Source organism: Borrelia puertoricensis (assembly GCF_023035875.1).
Lineage (GTDB): Bacteria > Spirochaetota > Spirochaetia > Borreliales > Borreliaceae > Borrelia > Borrelia puertoricensis.
In genome coordinates this window covers 112,122-131,006 of record NZ_CP075379.1, presented here as the reverse complement: position 1 = coordinate 131,006, position 18,885 = coordinate 112,122, and the positions used below count along the sequence as shown (strand labels likewise).

Genomic DNA, 18,885 nt, shown 5'->3' with positions numbered 1-18,885 from the left:
ATTAGGAGAGTTAAATGTCTAATATTACTATAGAAAGATTAGATAATATCTTGCAGGAGGATAAATGGACAAGGATAGTTGTTAATAATTATTCTCTTGCCAAGATAAGGGAATTGGATGAATTAATAGATAGTATAATTTCTGAAAATTTAACAGAAGAAGCTTTAGATATTTGTGGTAAACATTTAAAGGATGTAAAGAAAAGTATTGCTGGTCTTTATATTTCAGGCATGCTTATATATAGTAGAAGGCCACTTAATGATATGAGTTTGCTTACAGTAGTAGACTTGTTTTCACAGAATTTGAAGTGGTCTCTTGTTGAACATATATGTCACAAGATGCTTTTAACTTCTGAAAATAAGCATGCACTCTATACGCTTGCAAAGATATATTCGCAAAATAATGAGAATGATAAACTTCCAGATATTTGGATGCGCATTGTTGAAGCTGATGTTGATGATACTGTATGTGTAAGGCAACTTGCTACGCATTATGAGAATATTGATTTGCAGAAATCAATATATTTTTTTAGAAAGGCTATTTACCGTTTTATCGATAAAAAACAAATGTCAGGTATTAGAGAGGTGTGGTCTAAATTGATCAGATATGTTTCTGATGATTTTGATTCTTTTCTTCTTATACTTCAAAAAGTTGAGAAAGAGCTCGGATTTAAAAAGGTTGTTGTTCTTTATGAAGATTTATATGAACATTATTCTGTAAGTGAGAATATTGATGAGACAATAGAGATTTTGAAGGGAATTTTAAAGCTTGACAATAAAAATCAAAAAGCAAGAGAAAATTTAGTTCTCTTTTTAAGAGAAAAATATAAAGACGTTAAAAATATTGAAGAATATCTTGAAAAGTCTGATCTTGAAAATTTGGATAAAAATTTTATTGATGTTTATTCTGATTTTGAGAAATATTTATTTTTTGCTAAGGGTAATTTTGTATATCATCAAACCTGGTTTGTAGGAATAGTTAAGGATGTAAATGAACAAGGTATTGTGGTTGATTTTGTTTCTAAACGAAGACATTTTATTAGTTTTGATATGGCTATATCTGCACTATCTCCTCTTAAGAAAGAAGATATTCGAGTTTTAAAGGCGATTAAACCAAAAGAAGAGCTTGTAGAGAATCTGAAGAGAGATGTTGAATGGGCCTTAAGGATAATTATTAAAAGCTATAAGTCAATTGATCTTAAAGGGATAAAAAGAGAACTTGTTCCAAGCTTAATGACTCAGAGTGCGTGGAATGCTTGGAGTGTAAAAGCTAAACAAATTCTAAAAGATAATCCCCATTTTGTTATGGCATCTGGAAAAGCCGATTGTTATATATATAATGAGCGAGCTTCTAATTTTAATGAAAAGATTTATGATAAATTTAAAGTAGAAAAGGATTTTTATAAAAGATATGAAATTTTTATGCACTATTGTACCGCTGGTAGTGTTGTAAAGGATTTACATGTTGAAGAGGAAATGCTTAATTACTTTTTGATTTATGTTAATAATTTTGCAAAAGTTGATCATTATGTTATAAGTTCTTATGTAATACTTAAATCTTTAAAAAATTCTGAGAGGGGTGGTGCTTTTAAGATTAATATTGAAAAAGATATTAGTTTGGAGGTTCTCTTAAGGGAGTATCCCAAGGATATAGTTGATCTTTTTGATTCAATCTTGAATGCGGAGATTAAAAAGGAGTTGGTATCCTTAATCAAGGATGAATTAGTTGATTGGGTTGTTTATTATAAGCAGCTTTTTCCTTGTTATGTTAATAAAAAATTGATAGATTCTCTTTATAAAGAAGATATAAAAGAGACAGCAGATCTTTTTAACTATGTCATAAAAAATTATAAAGTTTATAAAGATGCTTATATTTGGCTTTTAAAGCATTATACTTCGTATTCGCTTGATTTAGATTATTCTGATTCAGAATTATTAATAAATTTGATCAAAATTTTAACAGATAGTGTTGTTAAGATTAATAATAAAAATAATTCTGTCGCTAACAAGAGAATTTATAAAATGGTAATGAATCTTTTAATTAAGGATAAATATCTTAGTATTGTTTTAAATAATGTCATGGATGAAGAGCTTGCCAAAAGAATATATATGACTTGTTTTTATATAAGAGATTTTCCCCCAAAGGATCTTTTACATATTAAAACTGCAATAAGAAGTGTGTTTATTGATCTTGAATTTGAAGATGAGAAAATGCAATCTTCGGGGGATAAAGTCGAGATAGGATTTTTAACTATTTTAAGTTCTCTTAGTAAGAAGCAAAAGGAATTGCAGTATTTAAAGGATGTAGAAATACCTGAAAATTCTAAAGAAATTGGGAAGGCCCGTGAACTTGGTGATTTGAAAGAAAATGCAGAATATCACTCTGCAAAGGAAAGACAACAGTTTTTAACAAAGAGATTAAATTCTCTTATGTCAGAAATAGATGTTGCAAAAGTTATTGACACTAAAGAACTTCAAAGCTTTGTTGTTGGGTTTGGAACAAAAGTTACTATGATTAATAAAGATACAAAAAGGGAAGAGTCTTATTTGATATTTGGACCTTGGGAGTCAAATCCTGACGAAGGCATTATATCATATAAATCCCCTTTTGGAGAAAATTTGTTAGATGCAAAAGAAGGTGATAATCTTGATTTTGTAATAAATGATACTCATTTTCAATACTATGTTAAAAAGATAGAACCTGCCAAAATTAATTAGAAGAGGTAAAATGTCGAAATTAAAAGATAAAATAGATGATTCTTTAAATGATAGATTAAATAGAGAAAAGGCCATTGAGCTTGCTAGAATTCAAATAGAGAAGGATTTTGGGAAAGGAAGTCTTATTAAGATGGGAGAGTCTCCTGTGGGTAAAGGCATAGAGAGCATACCTAGTGGTTCTATTTTGCTTGATGAGGCAATTGGTGTTGGAGGATATCCAAGGGGAAGAATAATAGAAATTTTTGGCCCTGAATCTTCTGGAAAAACCACTTTAACTCTTCAAGCAATTTCTGAAGTTCAAAAAAATGGTGGAATAGCAGCTTTTATTGATGCTGAACATGCTCTTGATCCTGTTTATGCAAAAGCTTTGGGTGTCAATATTGATGAACTTTGGCTTAGTCAACCTGATACTGGGGAACAAGCTCTTGAGATTGCTGAATATTTAATTAGAAGTGGTGGAGTTGATTTGATTGTTGTTGATTCTGTTGCAGCTTTAACGCCACAAGCAGAGATTGATGGAGAAATGGGTGATTGTCAGATTGGGCTTCAAGCAAGATTAATGAGCAAGGCTTTAAGAAAGATTACGGGTATACTTTCAAAGTCTAAGACTTGTATTATGTTTATCAATCAACTAAGAATGAAAATCGGTGTAATGTTTGGCAATCCAGAAACTACTACTGGAGGAAATGCTTTAAAATTTTATTCTTCTCTTCGTCTTGAGGTTAGGAAAATTGAACAGGTAACGGGGAGTGCTGCAGATGATGTTATTGGGAATAAGGTAAGAGTTAAGGTTGTGAAAAATAAAGTAGCACCTCCTTTTCGTAAAATCGAGCTTGTGATTTATTTTGGAAAAGGTATTTCACGTGAAGCTAGCATATTAGATGCTTCGATTAAATATAAGTTGATACAAAAAATAGGTTCTTGGTATTCTATAGGAGATGATAAATTAGGACAAGGTAGAGAAAGTGCTATTATTTATCTCATTAAAGAAAAAGAACTTACTAATGAACTTGAGGTTAAACTTAGAAAGATAATTTTTGAAGGCTTAAGTCTAGATTCTATTGAAATTGGACTACCTAATGTTAAAAAAGATAAAGAATAGAATGACAAATTTAGATGATTATTTAATTGTTTGTGATGATTTTAAAGGGGGAATAGAAATTTTCTTTGATTATATAAAAAATAAAAGAGAAATTTTAAAGACTTTTAATTTAAATAAAATAGTAGAAGATTTTTTGATATTTTCTGAGAGTATTGAAATAGATGTTAAAGACTTAATTAAGTTTTATTCTTTTTCAACCAGTTTGCTTTATTTAAAGACACAAATTTTTTATCCAGTAAAATTAAAAGATAAGAAGTTAGTTGAAAGGGAGATGATTAAAAAATTGATAAATTTCAGTGAAAAATATGCCAAGTCCAAGTCCTTAACTCGAAATTTAAAAGATGAGAAGTGTTTAAATGTATCTACATTTTCTTTTTTGAGAGAAAATAGTATTTTTTTTGAAAGTGCGGATAATGTTCAAAATTATATGATAGGTATTAATAAGGTTAAAAGTAAAGTCAGTAGGATAAGTAAAAAGCATGATAATATTTTACGTAATATTAAATTTAGATCCAATGTTATTTTAGGTATATATGACGCTAAAATTTTTGATAAAAAAACAAAAATTATTTCTCTTTTAACCAAGGAGGATAATTTTATTTTTGAATTTTTATTAAATTTTGATGATAAGTTTTACTTTTTTGAGAGATTTTGTTATTTTTTAATCGTTCTTGAATATAAAATGTCAAATATTATAGATTTAGTTTACGTAAATGATAAATTGGTTTTAAGAAAGGGAACAAGTATTGACGAATACAAACAGCAAAGGGCTTAGAGTTCATGTTTTTTTGGCAGAGAAAGGTGTGGGCTCTAGGAGATTTTGTGAAGATCTTATAAGAAAGAATTCTGTTAGAATAAACAATACCCTTGCAAAGCTTGGAGATAAGGTGTTCTTAGGCGATAGAGTGGAGTGTAGAAAACAAGTATTTGTTTTTAGGGATTGTAAAGTTGAAAATAAGATTTATATAGCCCTTCATAAGCCTAAAAATTACTTGTGTTCTAATTTTGATCCAGAGGGGAGACAGTTGGCAATATCTTTAGTTCAGCCTTTGTTTAAAGAACGTTTATTTTCAATTGGTAGACTTGATTTTAAGAGTTCTGGGATTTTACTTTTTACTAATGATGGTCAGTTTGCAAATAATATTGTTCATCCAAGGAGTAAGGTTGAAAAAGAATATATTGTTGAGTCAAAAAGGGCTGTTAATGAGAATTTGCTTATTAATTTTAAACATGGAATAAAGATAGGAAGGGAAATCTTTAAGTTGAAATCTTATGTAATGCTTAGCAATACTTCTGTTAAGTTAGTTTTAACGGAAGGTAAAAATAGGGAGATTCGAAAAGTTTTTTTAAGTAAGAATATTTTTTTAAAGAAAATTCACAGAATTAGAATAGGTAATATTAAATTGGATGATTTAAAAGAAGGGCAAATTAAGGTTTTGTCTTTAGCTAAGATTAATAAATTCAAGACACAAATTTTGGGAGAATATTAAATGGTAATAGCAATTGATGGCCCGTCAGCTTCGGGTAAAAGCTCGATTGCAAAAGCATTGGGGGTAAGATTAGGTTTTAAGTTTATTAGCTCTGGTTATTTTTATAGGATAATAACTTTGATTGCTCAAAGGTTTTCACTAAACGAATATGATTTGCTTAGTGAGAGTAAAATTTTGGAACTTGTATCACAAAATGATATCAAATTTAATGGTGTTGATTTTTTGCTTAATGGTATAAATGTTATAAGTCATATTTTAAATGAAAGAATAGATTTTCAAGTTTCTCTTTATTCTTCTTATATAGGTGTTAGAAATATTGTTAATAAAAAATTAAGAGAAATAGTTAAATTAGAGGATGATAATTATATAATAGAGGGTAGGGATATTACTACTGTAGTATTTCCAGAAGCTGAGGTCAAGATTTATCTTGATGCTTCTGTTAAAGTGCGGGCTTTAAGACGGTATAATCAAAGGAGTGATTATATAACTTTAAATGAGTTAGAGCAAGCACTAGAGAGACGGGATGAAATTGATCAAAATAAAGAGTATGGTAAATTGAAATTGGATAAGGAAGTGTTTTATATTGATACGAGCTATAAATGCTTAGATGATGTATGTAATGTTATCATAAAGACGTTTAATTTGAAAAAAAAGTGATAGAGAGGTGAGGATGGAAAATCAAGAAGATTTACAAGAAAATTATCTAAAGGTTCTTGCAAAAGTAGAACTAGGTAGTAGTGTTTCTGGTGTTGTTATAAATGTCATGAAAGATTATGTGCTTGTAGATATTGGTTATAAGTCTGAAGGTTTTATTAGAATCGATGAATTTGAAACCATTCCAAGTATTGGAGATAAGCTTGATGCAATAGTTACAAAAGTAGGAGGAGAATTAGGGTTAGTTCTTAGTGTTGCAAAGCTTGATTCTCTAAATTTGCAAGATAAGATCGATGAGTATATTTCGAATAGAAAGGTACTTAAAGGCAAGATTTTAGTTGAACTTTCAAGTGGTTATAAAGTTCAGATTAATGAAAATGTTATTGGATTTATGCCATCTTATTTGAGTTCTAAATTTAGAGATGAAAAATTAAAAAGAGGTTTAGTGGTTGAGTTTTATGTTATTCAGGCAGATAAAACGGATGGCCTTAGGCTTATTCTTGATAGACGAACTTTGGAGAGAGAGAGAGAGTTTTTAAAGAAAAAAGAACTTGTTAGTTCTTATAATGAGGGGGATATAGTTGATGGTGTTGTTGAGAGAATTACAGATTATAGTGCTATTATAAAGGTTAAAAATCTTGTTTTAGGAATATTGCATAAAAGGAATATTGCATTTAATCGTGTTGAGAATATTGAAGATTTTATTCGTGTTGGTGATAAGTTAAGATTGAAAATCATTAAATTAAATGTAAATTCAGTAAAGATGGAGTTATCTCTTAAGGCGTTGAAGACAAATCCTTGGGATTCTATTGAGTCTAAATATAAGGTTGAAAGTATTGTAAAGGGCAAAGTTGTCAAAATATTACCTTTTGGTGCTGTAGTTGAGCTTGATAGTGAGATATCAGGATTTATTCATATAAGTAATTTTTCTTGGGTAAGGGTTATAAAAAGTCCTCAGGAATTAGTTAAAGTTGGTCAAATCGTAGAAGTTAAGATTTTGGAGATAGACAAGGAAAATCAAAAAATATCTTTAGGTATTAAGCAAGTTAATGAAAATCCATGGAATAATTTGGTTCAAAGGTGTGCTGTTGGTAAAGTTGTTCAGGGGGTTGTTAAAAATATTACAAAGACGGGAGCTTTTGTGAGCATTGAAGAAGGTATAGACGCATATATTAGTAAATTTGATATTTCTTGGATTGACGAAGTTAATCCTGAGGAATACTTTAAATTAGGAAGTTCAATTAGTGGGAAAGTAATTGAATTTGATGCAAAGAAGCAAAATATTAAGTTAGGAATTAAACAGTTGGAAGAGAATCCTTGGGATGATTTTTCTAAGAGCTATAAGAAAGGTGATACTCTTGAAGTTGAAATTGTGGAGAAGAAGTCAAAGGGAGTTCAGGTAAGAGTTTATGGTAAAATAATGGGATTTATTAGTAAAATACAACTTGGAGATACAAAAGAGTCCAGTTTGGAGACTTTTGAAAATTTGAATATTGGAGACAAACTTAAAGTTATAATCACCAATATTGATTTTAAAAACAGATTAGTTTTGCTTTCTTATAGGGCGTATAAAGAGCAAAAATCAAGCGAAGAAATTTCTTCTTATTTGTTTAAGGAAGATGATGAAGAATCTTATAAACCATTTGCAAATCTGTTAAAGAGGAATGCTAATGTTTAAAAATAAATTTTTTATAGGTATTTTGGCAGTTATTGTTTTTGTGGGAATTGTTATTTGTTTTTATAGTTCTATGGATGTAGATTATGTGAAGGCAGGAGGGGAAGTAGTAGAAAATCTTGAGAGGGATTTAAATCTTTATTTAAGAGCAAAAAATATTGAAGAGAAGATAGAATTGGAGTCTAAGATAGAAGAGTCTATAAATAAGAGAAACGATGTTGCTTATGAATTTCTTTCACGGTTTTATCTTGTCCGATCTACTTATTTTCAAAGTAAAGGTTTATACAAAGAAGCTCTTGAGGATTTAGATATTGTTATTGATTCAAAATGGATTGAAAGAGAACTTGCCTATCTTAATAAAGCTGTGATTTACGAAAAAATGGGGCAGGTGGATAATGCTTTAATCATATATGATAAACTGATTAAGCAAACCAAATTAGATTTTATTAAAATTAGAGCTCTGCTTGGTAAGGCAGTATTAAGTGAAACTAGAGATAAAAAATTGGCTATTGATATATACTCAGAGATTGCTAATTTTTCTTATGAAAATAACTTATATGTTAATATTGCCAAGAATAAGCTTTTGCAGTTTAGATGATTTAATTTGTTTTTTTGTTTTAGTATGAAAAAATTTGATAATAATATTATGTTTTTAATTGTTTTTTTATTAGTAGTTGATTGTGGTCTTGAGGATATTATCATAGTCGATTCTCCTTTGGTTATTGATAGTAGAGCTTCCAGAGATACTCTTGCTTTTGCATTGCCTTCTTGGTATTTTGGTAAGGATCAAAATTCTAGGGTTAGGGGTTTTGATATATATTATAAATTTTATCCAGAAGGATCAAATTACTATTTTAGGGATTTTGCAAAAAGTGTTAAAGAAGATTTTAATGCTTTAAAGAGTGTTTTTAATAATATTAATGAGTTTAATAAAAGGGGATTTTATAAAATTAATTTGGATGATGATCGTTTTTCAGGAACTCCGACTTTGAAATTAGATAAAAGCTGGATTCAAGGAAATTTTTCTTTATATTTTGAACTTAATTTTGAAAATTTGAGAAAAAGTATTCCTGGTTCGGTTTTTATTAATATAAGGAAAGGTAATAGTCCTTCAGCACCCCTTATTAGGAGTATCAAGACATATAGATCTTATGTTGTTAATGATTTGTATAGGGAGTTTTTTGAAGCTTTGAAAAAATCTAAAGTCACGAAGAGTACAGATAGGCCATTTGATCTTAGTCATATTAGCGATAGCTTTTTTACAAAAGATGTTTCTCCTAAATATAATTTAGTAATTTTTGTTATGGCAGTAGGTAATGTTATTGAAGATGATTTATATAGTGTTATTGTAAATTTAGGGAGTCTGCATGGTTTTGAGTTGTCGAGTTAGTTAAAGGCGGGTGCATGGTAACGTTTTTTTTTCATTTAATTTTAACTAATATTATTATTTCTTTTGTGGTAAGCTTTTTTGTTGTCTTTTTTGGTATATTGAGATTTGGGTTTTTGCTGATTTATTTGATAAGTTTTTTAGGAAGTATTTTATTTTTATTTTTTATACCTCTTTTTTATTCCGATTATTATAATAGACAAGTGGATGTTTTATTTTATTTGTTCCCAGCTATTGGTTCAATAATTTTGATATCTTTATTAGGATTTGCTGAGAGAAGTAAAAATGATTTATAAAGAAAATTTTGAGCTTGCACTTGTATCAAATTCTTTTGCTAGAGCAGAGTTTTTAGAGGCTTTGAAAATTAAATTTTTATCCCTTAGTGTTGATATTGATGAAGGTTCAATAATGAAATCAGGTGAATTTGGTATTACAAAGAGGATAGCGGTTCTTAAACTTACTAATGCTATTGAGAAATATGGCAAGGATAAATGTTTAATTACTGTTGATACTTTGTTAAAGAATGATTCGATTTATGTTGGAAAACTAAGTGATGAAAAGGAAGCTTTTAGTAAGATAATGGGATATAGTCATAAGCTTATTGAGGTTGAGACTAGTTTTTGTGTGTTTATTCCAGGAAGAGAGAAAATAGTTAAAGCCTGTGAGGTTTCATTTATTAAATTTAGGGAATTAACACCAGATATTGTTTATCATTATATTTCACTTGGTCATTGGAAAGATAAAGCTGGGGGTATAAGTTTGAAAAATGGTGTTGCAGATATCTTGATTGAATATATTAATGGTAGTTATTCAAATATTATAGGCTTACCAATTGGTTTGTTTTATGATATTCTTATTAGAGAAAACGTAATTTCCACTATATAAGTAAGTAGTGAGTAAAAGCGAAGGATTTAGGAGGTCATTTTGGCAGTTATTACTATGAAAAGTCTTTTAGAGGCCGGAGTTCATTTTGGACATCAGGTAAAAAGGCTTGATCCAAGAATGAAGAGGTTTATCTTTTCAGAGAGAAATGAAATTCATATTTTGGATTTGCAAAAAACTTTGCAAGGTATTAAAGATTCTTATGAACTTGTTCAAAGTGTTATAAAAAGTGGTAAAAAGGTCTTGTTTGTTGGTACTAAAAAGCAGGCAAGTGAGATAATTGAACAAGAAGCCAGAAGAAGTGATATGCCTTATGTTAACAATAGATGGCTTGGTGGAATGCTTTCAAACTTTAATACTATTAAAAAATCAGTTCAGAAATTAAAAAAATTAGAAAAAATGGAAATAGATGGAACTTTTGAGATGATTAGTAAAAAGGAAGTTTCTCAACTTAATCGGGAAAAGTTAAAATTATCTAAAAATTTGACAGGAATTAAAGATATGGAAGAGCTTCCCGGTGCCGTTTTTATTATTGATCCTAAAAGGGAACAAATAGTGATTAATGAGGCTAGAAAGCTTGGTATTCCTATAATTTCAGTTGTTGATACAAATTGTAATCCAGATGTGATTGACTGTCCAATTCCTGGAAATGATGATGCAATTCGTTCCGTTGCTTTATTTACTAAGATAATATCTGATGCTATTTTGGAGAGTGATAAAGAGGTTGGAATTCAGATAGTTGAAAATTTGAATGAAGAAGACTTAATGAGTGAGATTGAAGTTAAGAATGAAAAAAAAGAATTATAAAATTTAAGGAGAATAATATGAGTATTAGTCCTCAAGAGGTAAAAAAACTTAGAGATGCGACTGGAGCTGGATTTGGTGATTGTAAGAAGGCATTAGATGCTGTTGGTGGTGATTTTGAATTGGCTAAGAAAAAACTTCGAGAGATGGGTATTGCATCTGCTTATAAGAGAAGTGGTAGGGATGCTAAGGAGGGACGAGTATTTTCTTATGTAAATAAAGAGAGAGTGGGTCTTTTGCTTATTTCGTGTGAAACAGATTTTGTTGCTATGAATAGTGATTTTGTGACTTTTGGAAATTCTTTGATAAAACAATTGGTTGAAAGTGGTAAAGATTCTTTAGATGAGCATCAAGAGCTTGAAATTAAAAATTTAGCGGCCACAATCAAGGAAAATATTCATGTAAGTAAGATTTATATTTCAAATATTGCATCTAATGAACTTTTAAAAAATTATCTTCATGGAGAGCAATCTAAGATAGGTGTGTTTATTAAATTAAAGGTAGATGATATTTTAAAAATGGAAGATGAGAGTTTAAATAATCTTGCAGTGGATTTAGCTTTACATGTAGCAGCTTTTGCACCGCTTTATTTAAGCGTTGGTGATATTTGTCCTAATTATATTAAAGAACAGGAAGAATTGTTTACAAAGCAGATGGAAGCTAGTGGTAAACCTGAAGCTGTAATTAAAGGAATAGTATCTGGGAAACTTAAAAAGCATTTGGGCGAAATTGCTCTCTTGGAACAAGGATTTGTAAAGGATGATAAGCTTACCGTTAAAGAAAAGATTGAAGAGATTTCTAAAGCAATTTTAACGAAGATAGAGATAGTAGATTTTAAATATTTAAGTGTTGGGTAATTATTTATGATCTTTTTAATTTTAAGGAGGCTTGAATGGAGGAATATAAGGCTTTATTGGATGAAAAGATGGGTAAAGTTCTTTTATCTCTTGAGAGTGAATATAGATCTTTAAGAACGGGCAGGATAAATAGCTCTCTTTTTGATAAAATATTAGTTGATTATTATGGAGAAAAAACCCCTTTAACTAGGGTTGCCAATGTTAGTATTCCCGAGGCAAGGCTTATTGTAATTCAGCCTTGGGATAAAAGCTTATTATCTAAAATAGAACAGGCTATACTTAATTCAGATCTTTCTATGAATCCTTCAAGTGATGGGGCAGTCCTTAGAATTAAAGTACCTGTATTGACTGTTGAGAGACGTAGAGAAATAGTAAAGCAGGCAAAAAAAATTGCGGAAGAATATAAGGTTGCGGCCAGAAATGTAAGGCAGGAATTAAATAATAAGGTCAAGAAGCAAGAAAAAGATTCTCAGATTACTGAAGATGATTTGCGTCGGATTTTAGATGATATTCAAAGAGATACTAATTCTTATATCAAGAAAATAGATGAGATTTTTGATGTAAAAACAAAAGAAATAATGGAAGTTTAAATTTATGAATAATAATTCCCTTCCAATGCATGTTGGGATCATCATGGATGGAAATAGAAGATGGGCTTTAAAAAGAGGTCTGTCATTGTTTGAAGGACACAAAGAAGGCTTAAAGAGAGCTAAGGAAATAGTTAAATATTCTCTTAAATTAGGCATAAGATATTTATCTCTCTATGTTTTTTCTACAGAGAATTGGAATAGGACAAAATTTGAAATAGAGCATTTGATGTTTTTGATTGCCGATTATTTAAGTTCTGAGTTTGAATTTTATAGTAAAAATAATATAAAAATACTAGTATCAGGAGATATTGAAGCTTTAAGTAAGGAAGTAAGAAAGTCAATCATCGATGCTATTGATTTTACAAGAAATTTTGATGGGCTTGTATTAAATTTGGCAATTAATTATGGTGGTCGAAATGAAATAGTTAGAGCTACTAAGAAAGTTTTGGGAAGTGGTTTACAATTTGAGGCTTTAGATGAAATTGTGTTTTCTAAATTTTTGGATAATCCTGAGCTTTGTGATCTTGATCTTTTAATTCGTACTGGTGGAGACATGAGAATAAGTAATTTTTTTTTATGGAGAATTGCTTATTGTGAATTTGTTTTTTCAAGTGTTTTGTGGCCAGAGTATTCCGTTTCACATTATGATAACGACTTGGAATGTTTTAAGAATAGGAAGAGAAATTTTGGGAGATAAAAGTTTATTTAATCTTAGGTCTAAAAAATTAGCATTTATTGCACGACTGGGGACATTTTTGTTTTTTGTTCCTTTAGTTTTGTTTTTAATATTTTTAGAGTTCAATAATTATTTATTTATTAATATTTTAGTTTTTATGTTTAGTGGAGTTGCTGCAAAGGAAATTAATGATTTGCTTAAGGTTAAATCTTCTTCCATTTCTAGTACTTTATCTTTCTTTTTAGGGATAGCTCCTCCAATGTTGACATATGTACATTTCAATGTTTTTGATTTGGGTATAAATATAATATTTTATTTGTTTATAACTTTAGTTTTTAGTAACTGGATTGTTAATTTGGTTTTCATTAAAGAGAATGAAATTGTTAATTTTTTATCTCAGGCAACTTCGATAATTTTCATACTTATATATCCGGGTATTTTGATGTCATTTGTTGTTGCTATTACTACTTTGCCAAGAGCACCTATTCTTTTGTTAATACTTTTCTCTATGGTTAGTGGTAATGATACTTTTGCTTATCTTGTTGGATATTTTTTGGGAAAAAATAGTTATAGACCTACAATTATTAGTCCCAATAAAACGATAATGGGATTTTTAGGCGGTATATTATTTTCTGTTATTGTTGCAATAGTTGTGGTATGTTTAGGGTTGATAAATTTAACTTATGGAGAAGCTATGATTTTTGGTGTCTTAATAGGATTTTTTACTATTATTGGTGATTTATTTGAATCTGGACTTAAACGTAGTGCAGGAGTTAAAGACTCTGGCAATATTATTCCTGGTAGAGGTGGTGCTCTTGATTCAATTGATTCATATCTTTTGACAGGTCCTATATTTTATTTATATTTGTCATAATTTTTGGGAGTAATTGATGTATATTTTTCTTAGTATTTTGGCGTTTACCTTTATAATATTCATTCATGAATTAGGTCATTTATTTTTTGCAAAACTTTTTAAAGTTAAGGTTGAAGTTTTTTCTATAGGGATAGGCCCTAGTCTTTTTAAATTTAAAATAAAAGACACAGAGTATAGATTTTCTCCTATTTTTTTGGGTGGATATTGTAAGCTTAAAGGAGCTGAACATTTAGAAAATGAGCTTAGATTAAATAGGCAGCTTGAAGCGGATAGAGATTCTATTTTTGGTATTTCTAATTTTAAGAAAATATTAATATATTTTGCAGGTCCTCTTTTTAATTTAATTTTTGCATTAATAGTTTTTATTGCAATAGAAATGATAGGTATTGTTTATCCTGATTATTCTAATAAAATAGTAGTTATTAATGATAGTGTTTTGAGTAAATTTAGAGATGGGGATATTATTTTAAGCGTTAATAATAGTGATGTAAGATATTTTTCCGATTTAAATAAAGTTGTTCCTTTAAAAAATTCAAGAGTAACTTTCATAGTTTTAAGGGACAGTAAGACTATTAGTTTTGAAGGTTATACAAGCTTAGATAAGCTTTTAAAGGAAATTGGTCCTTGGATAAATCTTATTGTTTCTAAAGTTAAAACAAATTCTTCAGCTGAAGTTGCCGGTCTTAAACCTAATGATAAGATAGTAAGCATTAATGATATTATTTTAAATAATAATGTGGAACTAAATAATTTGATTGAAAAGCTTGATTCTAACATTGTGGATATTAATTATGAGAGAAATGGAGAGATTTTAACTTCTAAGTTGGTGTTTCAAGATACTAATAAAAGCTTAGGAATTTATTTATTGCCTGGTTTAGAGCGAGTGGTTAAGTCAGATAATTTAGGGATTGCTATTAAAAATTCTTTTAATAAGGTCTTAGATATTTTAGGTCATATTCTTTACTCCATTGTTGCATTATTCACTAATTTTAAGAATAATGCTAAAAATGTTACAGGACCTGTTGGTATGATTAACATTATTGTTGATTCTTTTTCTGTTGGAATATTATCTTGGTTTAATACTATTGCTATTTTTAATTTACTTATTGCTGGTATGAATTTATTTTTTGTTGTAATTCCAATGCTTGATGGAGGTCAAATTCTTATTAGTTTAATTGAAATCTTGCGTGGGAAACGATTTAGGGCGAAAGTTATTTATTATTTTTATATTTTTGGTATTTTGTTGATGTTAAGTCTTTTTATATTAGGTTTTTTTAATGATTTACGTAATCTTTAGTCAATTTATGCTGTTTTGTTCAAGCAGATCTTATTTGATATTTAATTAATAGGGAGTACATATTTGAACATGAACCAAAAATGAGCAAAAGATGCAAATAATATTACAATATGAAAAAGATCATGCATTCTCATATTTGCTATTGGATTAAGTTTTTTGCTTGTTGAGTAAACTATTCCCCCTAATGTGTAGAGAATACCCCCAAGTGCTAGCCATAAAAATCCTTGTATAGGGAGAATGTTATAAATGAGTCTGATTCCGAATATGATGCTCCATCCCATAAGTATAAATATGCATCCGTTAAGCCATCCAGGACTGTTTACGTATATTGATTTAAAAATAATTCCTAGGATAGCAAATCCCCAAACGGTTATGAGGATTATTTTTCCATAAACATTTGGCATGAGAATTAGACATGGTGGAGTGTATGTTCCTGCTATCAATATAAATATTGAAATATGGTCAAATTTTCTAAAGAGTTGTTTTATTTTGCTTCCTTTTGTAAAAATATGATAAAGAGTACTCATCGTATATAGTAATGTCATTGATGAACCATAGATAAGAAATAATACTGCATGGAGATACTTTTTTGAATGAGTTGATAGAGTAATGAGAATTGTTGTTCCTATTATTGATAAAATAATGCCAAATAAGTGAGATATTGAGCTAAACAATTCATTCTTAGGTATTGGTTCATTATGTGATGTGTATTTTTTATCTTTTTCAAACATAAACCTATTCTTCCCTTTGTGCTTTTTATTTTTTTTATTTTTAGAACATGCATTTGTTCTTATTTATTTTAGGTATATTAGTTCAAAAAAGTACATAAATCAAGTGATCAAGAATAGTTTAGTATGAAACTGAAGGCTAAATTGATGTTATTGCATAATTTTCTTCTTAAATTTTTTCTATTAATACCTTTTTTTTGTAAAAAAGCTATATAATGCATATTGTCTTAAGTTTTTGAATGGAGAGGTCTAGAGTGATAAATTTTTTAAAAGTTTTTAGATTTGCTAGTTTTCAAAAGTTTTCTAGTGCAGTAAGACTACCAATTTCTGTTGTGACAATTTTTTGTTTAATGCTTGGAATTGGATCTGCACTGCTAAATCCTTCTAATTTATTTTACATTGATAACTTTGTTGTTAAAGTTTTTTTGGGACTTATTAAGAGTACCAGTAATATCATTATTTTGAATATTCCATTGCTTTTTGTTATAGGGATTACTGTTGGGATCGCTAGAGTTCAAAAGGGGCCTGCTGCACTCTCAGGTCTTGTTGGATATTTGATTTTTAATATTACTGAAAATTATTTTCTTGATGTGTTTTCAAGACTTGTTGAGCCTAATTTAATGTCTTCTATTGGTCAAGTAAATATTTTGGGAATTCAAACTTTAAATACAGGTATTTTGGGGTCTTTATCAGTTGGATTATTAGTTGGATATTTGCACAATAAGTTTTATTGTATCGAGTTGCCTGGGCCTTTAAGCTTTTTTTCTGGTTTTCGTTTTGTTCCCATAGTAGTTTTTCCTTTTTGTATTTTATTAGGGATAATATTTGTTTTAATTTGGCCGTATTTTAATGAATTAATTACTTCTTTTGGATTTTTTATTGCTAAATTTAACTATTTTAATAGTTTTCTTTATGGATTTTTAAATAGACTGCTCATTCCTTTGGGGCTTCATTCCATTCTTACATTTCCTTTTAATTTTACTTCGTTGGGAGGAACAGAAGTTATTGATGGTCAAGTTGTTGGTGGTATTCAGAATATATTTTATGCTCAGTTAGCAGATCCATATCTTATTAGGTTTTCCTCAAGTATTTCCAGGTTCAATAGTGGGTTTTATCTCTCTATTATGTTTGGACTTCCTGGGGCAGCATTGGGAGTTTATAGAGGAATCATTCATGATGATAAGAGTAAAATCGTGTCTTTGCTATTTTCAGGTGCTTTTACAGCTTTTTTGACTGGAGTTACAGAGCCTTTAGAATTTTTATTTGTTTTTACTGCACCTTTGCTTTATTTTATACATGCCATTTATACTGGGTTTGCGTTATTGATTGCTAATATATTTGATATTGCAGTTGGTGTGACTTTTTCTGCTGGATTTTTTGATTTTCTAATGTTTGGGGTATTACAGGGACATGACAAGACAAATTGGCTTTATTTATTACCATTAGGATTTGCATTTTTTGCTTTGTATTATTTTACTTTTAAATGGGTTTATAATTATTTTGATTTTCAGATTTTTGGTGTTGGTGAGCCATTTTTTGCTGGTAGTGAAGGGGAAGTTGAAGGAATGGGCATTGCACATCTTATAGCTCAAGGTCTTGGAGGTCTTGATAATATTCAAGAGTTTAATGTTGTCTCAACAAACTTAAGGTTTGTAGTTTTCAGTCCTGAGCTTATATCAGAAAATTTTCTTAACAAAACAGGTGCTTTAAATATTGTTACAATTGATAATACAATTAAAATTGATTATGGAACAAATGTTTATTATATAAAACAAGCGATTAAAAATTATTCTCCTGAAAAACTTTTTAAGACCAGTGCTATTGTTGCATCTGATAATGTGAAACATGGTATTAAAGCATATATTGAAATGAAAGAAGATGATAAGCTTGAAGGACAAGGTTTAACAGGAAAAGTTTACAAACTCAATAAGGATGATGAGGATAATTAGAATTTATTTAGGTTAGAAGATGTACTTAAAATTATGAATTTGTGTGAGATAAGTTATTTTTTTGCTTTGTCTTTATTTTAAAGAGACCTTTTAAGAACTTAATATTTTTAACTGGGTTTATTGTATGGTGTATAAAAGGTACCTTTTAATAGAATAATTTTTAAAGATAGTGGGGGTAGGATTTTAATTGTTCTGTGAGGAGTGTTTTGAAAAGATTTTTTGCTCAATATTGAAAAAAAATAAGTATTTTTATATACTATTTAAATAATCTGTTATAGTATCGAGATAACCTTTGCCATAAATTTAAAGGGTTTATGGTACGATTAAGACCATAAGGAGTTATAATGATAAAAAAGTACGAAGCTTGTTTTTTGTTTAAGAGTGAAGAACTTGAATATAAAGCTGCTTTAGAAGAGGTAAAAAAACAGTTAACAGTTTTTAATGCTAGTGATTTTGCTGAAAATTCTCTTGGAGAGAGGGCATTAGAATATCCTATTAGGAAGCAGTTGCGTGGTAGATATGAAATAATAGAATTTAAGATGGATAGTGAGAATTTGAAAGAACTTGAAATTCAATTAAAACTTATTAAAAATTTGTTAAGACATATGATCTTGGTTAAGATTAACAAAAAGGTTAGTGTCAAAAAAGTTAAGAGAAGAAATTTTAGAGAGTTCAAGGATAATAGAGATATTAAAGAAAAAGAATCATCAGAGTTTAATTCTAATGTTGATGTAAAAGTAGATTGAGGAGGTTGTAGATGGCCGATATTAATTCCTTAGTATTATCTGGTAGGCTTACTAGAGATTCTGAGCTTACTTATACTGAGGCAGGTATGGCTATTCTTAAATTTGGTTTAGCTAATAACAGAAGGGTTAAAAAAAATGACGAATGGATGGATTATGCTCAATTTTTTGATTGTACTCTCTTTGGCAAAAGAGCTGAGAGTCTTGGTTCTTTTCTTAAGAAAGGAAAACAAGTTGTGATTAGTGGTTCTTTAAGGTATGAGAGTTGGCAAGATAAAAATACTGGAGATAAGAAGAATAGATGCAGTGTTTTAGTAGATGATATTCAAATGTTTGGCTCACTTATTGCTACTAAAGGTGCTAATGATGTTGGTTTTGAAAATTATAAGAAGCCAGATTCGTTTACGGATATTGGTTTTGATGACGGTTTTAATGAAGATATACCTTTTTAGGAGTTTGA

At 29.2% G+C, this 18,885-nt stretch carries 20 protein-coding genes; 19 read left to right on the top strand and 1 reads right to left on the bottom strand.

Features of this window, described 5'->3' with window-relative positions; genetic code table 11:
* Positions 1–14 precede the first annotated feature (14 nt).
* From greA to rseP, 16 genes are read left to right on the top strand one after another with little or no spacing between them, the layout of a single operon-like run.
* The gene (gene greA / locus bpuSUM_RS00660; protein WP_247065313.1) at positions 15–2,717 is read left to right on the top strand and encodes a transcription elongation factor GreA; all 2,703 of its coding nucleotides are present in this window, start codon (positions 15–17) and stop codon (positions 2,715–2,717) included.
* Between the two features lie 10 nt (positions 2,718–2,727).
* Positions 2,728–3,819, top strand: coding sequence for a recombinase RecA (recA, locus tag bpuSUM_RS00655; RefSeq protein WP_247065311.1), 1,092 nt, complete (start codon positions 2,728–2,730; stop codon positions 3,817–3,819).
* 1 nt (position 3,820) lies between these two features.
* Positions 3,821–4,594 carry a hypothetical protein gene (locus bpuSUM_RS00650; protein ID WP_247065309.1) on the top strand — a complete coding sequence of 258 codons (774 nt, stop codon included), beginning with the start codon at positions 3,821–3,823 and terminating at the stop codon, positions 4,592–4,594.
* Positions 4,566–5,309 (top strand): pseudouridine synthase, encoded by a 744-nt coding sequence (locus bpuSUM_RS00645; RefSeq protein WP_430644639.1) that lies wholly within the window; start codon positions 4,566–4,568, stop codon positions 5,307–5,309. The genes bpuSUM_RS00650 and bpuSUM_RS00645 overlap by 29 nt, the downstream gene beginning before the upstream one ends.
* Positions 5,310–5,966, top strand: a complete 657-nt coding sequence (gene cmk, locus bpuSUM_RS00640) for a (d)CMP kinase (protein WP_247065307.1) — start codon at positions 5,310–5,312, stop codon at positions 5,964–5,966.
* A 13-nt stretch (positions 5,967–5,979) separates the two neighbouring features.
* Positions 5,980–7,641 (top strand): 30S ribosomal protein S1, encoded by a 1,662-nt coding sequence (locus bpuSUM_RS00635; RefSeq protein WP_247065305.1) that lies wholly within the window; start codon positions 5,980–5,982, stop codon positions 7,639–7,641.
* Entirely contained in the window at positions 7,634–8,236 is a 603-nt protein-coding gene (locus bpuSUM_RS00630; protein WP_247065303.1) for a tetratricopeptide repeat protein, read from the top strand. The genes bpuSUM_RS00635 and bpuSUM_RS00630 overlap by 8 nt, the downstream gene beginning before the upstream one ends.
* Positions 8,237–8,284: 48 nt before the next feature.
* Positions 8,285–9,028, top strand: coding sequence for a hypothetical protein (locus bpuSUM_RS00625; RefSeq protein ID WP_247065301.1), 744 nt, complete (start codon positions 8,285–8,287; stop codon positions 9,026–9,028).
* 14 nt (positions 9,029–9,042) lie between these two features.
* Complete coding sequence (locus bpuSUM_RS09935; protein WP_347343286.1) at positions 9,043–9,321, top strand: hypothetical protein; 279 nt, start codon at positions 9,043–9,045, stop codon at positions 9,319–9,321.
* Positions 9,293–9,910: a Maf family protein gene (locus tag bpuSUM_RS00620; RefSeq protein ID WP_247065299.1), complete on the top strand. Its 618-nt coding sequence runs from the start codon at positions 9,293–9,295 to the stop codon at positions 9,908–9,910. The genes bpuSUM_RS09935 and bpuSUM_RS00620 overlap by 29 nt, the downstream gene beginning before the upstream one ends.
* Before the next feature lie 39 nt (positions 9,911–9,949).
* Positions 9,950–10,714, top strand: coding sequence for a 30S ribosomal protein S2 (gene rpsB / locus bpuSUM_RS00615; protein WP_247065297.1), 765 nt, complete (start codon positions 9,950–9,952; stop codon positions 10,712–10,714).
* 17 nt (positions 10,715–10,731) lie between these two features.
* The gene (gene tsf / locus bpuSUM_RS00610; protein ID WP_247065295.1) at positions 10,732–11,568 is read left to right on the top strand and encodes a translation elongation factor Ts; all 837 of its coding nucleotides are present in this window, start codon (positions 10,732–10,734) and stop codon (positions 11,566–11,568) included.
* 35 nt (positions 11,569–11,603) lie between these two features.
* The gene (gene frr / locus bpuSUM_RS00605) at positions 11,604–12,158 is read left to right on the top strand and encodes a ribosome recycling factor (RefSeq protein ID WP_247065293.1); all 555 of its coding nucleotides are present in this window, start codon (positions 11,604–11,606) and stop codon (positions 12,156–12,158) included.
* Between the two features lie 4 nt (positions 12,159–12,162).
* Positions 12,163–12,855 (top strand): polyprenyl diphosphate synthase, encoded by a 693-nt coding sequence (gene uppS, locus bpuSUM_RS00600; protein WP_247065291.1) that lies wholly within the window; start codon positions 12,163–12,165, stop codon positions 12,853–12,855.
* Positions 12,803–13,708 (top strand): phosphatidate cytidylyltransferase, encoded by a 906-nt coding sequence (locus bpuSUM_RS00595; protein ID WP_247066203.1) that lies wholly within the window; start codon positions 12,803–12,805, stop codon positions 13,706–13,708. Before uppS ends, bpuSUM_RS00595 begins: the two co-directional genes overlap by 53 nt.
* A gap of 16 nt (positions 13,709–13,724) precedes the next feature.
* Positions 13,725–15,005, top strand: coding sequence for an RIP metalloprotease RseP (rseP, locus tag bpuSUM_RS00590; protein ID WP_247065289.1), 1,281 nt, complete (start codon positions 13,725–13,727; stop codon positions 15,003–15,005).
* A 41-nt stretch (positions 15,006–15,046) separates the two neighbouring features.
* Here rseP and trhA read toward each other — a convergent pair whose 3' ends face one another.
* The gene (gene trhA / locus bpuSUM_RS00585) at positions 15,047–15,736 is read right to left on the bottom strand and encodes a PAQR family membrane homeostasis protein TrhA (RefSeq protein WP_247065287.1); all 690 of its coding nucleotides are present in this window, start codon (positions 15,734–15,736) and stop codon (positions 15,047–15,049) included.
* A 251-nt stretch (positions 15,737–15,987) separates the two neighbouring features.
* Here trhA and bpuSUM_RS00580 point away from each other — a divergent pair, with 251 nt between their 5' ends.
* The 3 genes from bpuSUM_RS00580 (at position 15,988) to bpuSUM_RS00570 (ending at position 18,877) form a co-directional block, all read left to right on the top strand.
* The gene (locus tag bpuSUM_RS00580) at positions 15,988–17,682 is read left to right on the top strand and encodes a PTS transporter subunit EIIC (RefSeq protein ID WP_247065285.1); all 1,695 of its coding nucleotides are present in this window, start codon (positions 15,988–15,990) and stop codon (positions 17,680–17,682) included.
* A 344-nt stretch (positions 17,683–18,026) separates the two neighbouring features.
* Positions 18,027–18,428: a 30S ribosomal protein S6 gene (gene rpsF / locus bpuSUM_RS00575; RefSeq protein ID WP_011772075.1), complete on the top strand. Its 402-nt coding sequence runs from the start codon at positions 18,027–18,029 to the stop codon at positions 18,426–18,428.
* Between the two features lie 11 nt (positions 18,429–18,439).
* Positions 18,440–18,877, top strand: coding sequence for a single-stranded DNA-binding protein (locus bpuSUM_RS00570; RefSeq protein ID WP_247065283.1), 438 nt, complete (start codon positions 18,440–18,442; stop codon positions 18,875–18,877).
* The last annotated feature ends 8 nt before the right edge of the window (positions 18,878–18,885 follow it).

Excerpts from the sequence above, each read along its gene's own strand:
- greA (WP_247065313.1), top strand. The coding sequence starts at position 15 with ATGTCTAATATTACTATAGAAAGATTAGATAATATCTTGCAGGAGGAT.
- recA (WP_247065311.1), top strand. The coding sequence starts at position 2,728 with ATGTCGAAATTAAAAGATAAAATAGATGATTCTTTAAATGATAGATTA.
- bpuSUM_RS00650 (WP_247065309.1), top strand. The coding sequence starts at position 3,821 with ATGACAAATTTAGATGATTATTTAATTGTTTGTGATGATTTTAAAGGG.
- cmk (WP_247065307.1), top strand. The coding sequence starts at position 5,310 with ATGGTAATAGCAATTGATGGCCCGTCAGCTTCGGGTAAAAGCTCGATT.
- bpuSUM_RS00635 (WP_247065305.1), top strand. The coding sequence starts at position 5,980 with ATGGAAAATCAAGAAGATTTACAAGAAAATTATCTAAAGGTTCTTGCA.
- bpuSUM_RS00630 (WP_247065303.1), top strand. The coding sequence starts at position 7,634 with ATGTTTAAAAATAAATTTTTTATAGGTATTTTGGCAGTTATTGTTTTT.
- bpuSUM_RS00625 (WP_247065301.1), top strand. The coding sequence starts at position 8,285 with ATGTTTTTAATTGTTTTTTTATTAGTAGTTGATTGTGGTCTTGAGGAT.
- bpuSUM_RS09935 (WP_347343286.1), top strand. The coding sequence starts at position 9,043 with ATGGTAACGTTTTTTTTTCATTTAATTTTAACTAATATTATTATTTCT.
- tsf (WP_247065295.1), top strand. The coding sequence starts at position 10,732 with ATGAGTATTAGTCCTCAAGAGGTAAAAAAACTTAGAGATGCGACTGGA.
- frr (WP_247065293.1), top strand. The coding sequence starts at position 11,604 with ATGGAGGAATATAAGGCTTTATTGGATGAAAAGATGGGTAAAGTTCTT.
- uppS (WP_247065291.1), top strand. The coding sequence starts at position 12,163 with ATGAATAATAATTCCCTTCCAATGCATGTTGGGATCATCATGGATGGA.
- bpuSUM_RS00595 (WP_247066203.1), top strand. The coding sequence starts at position 12,803 with ATGATAACGACTTGGAATGTTTTAAGAATAGGAAGAGAAATTTTGGGA.
- rseP (WP_247065289.1), top strand. The coding sequence starts at position 13,725 with ATGTATATTTTTCTTAGTATTTTGGCGTTTACCTTTATAATATTCATT.
- trhA (WP_247065287.1), bottom strand. The coding sequence starts at position 15,736 with ATGTTTGAAAAAGATAAAAAATACACATCACATAATGAACCAATACCT.
- rpsF (WP_011772075.1), top strand. The coding sequence starts at position 18,027 with ATGATAAAAAAGTACGAAGCTTGTTTTTTGTTTAAGAGTGAAGAACTT.
- bpuSUM_RS00570 (WP_247065283.1), top strand. The coding sequence starts at position 18,440 with ATGGCCGATATTAATTCCTTAGTATTATCTGGTAGGCTTACTAGAGAT.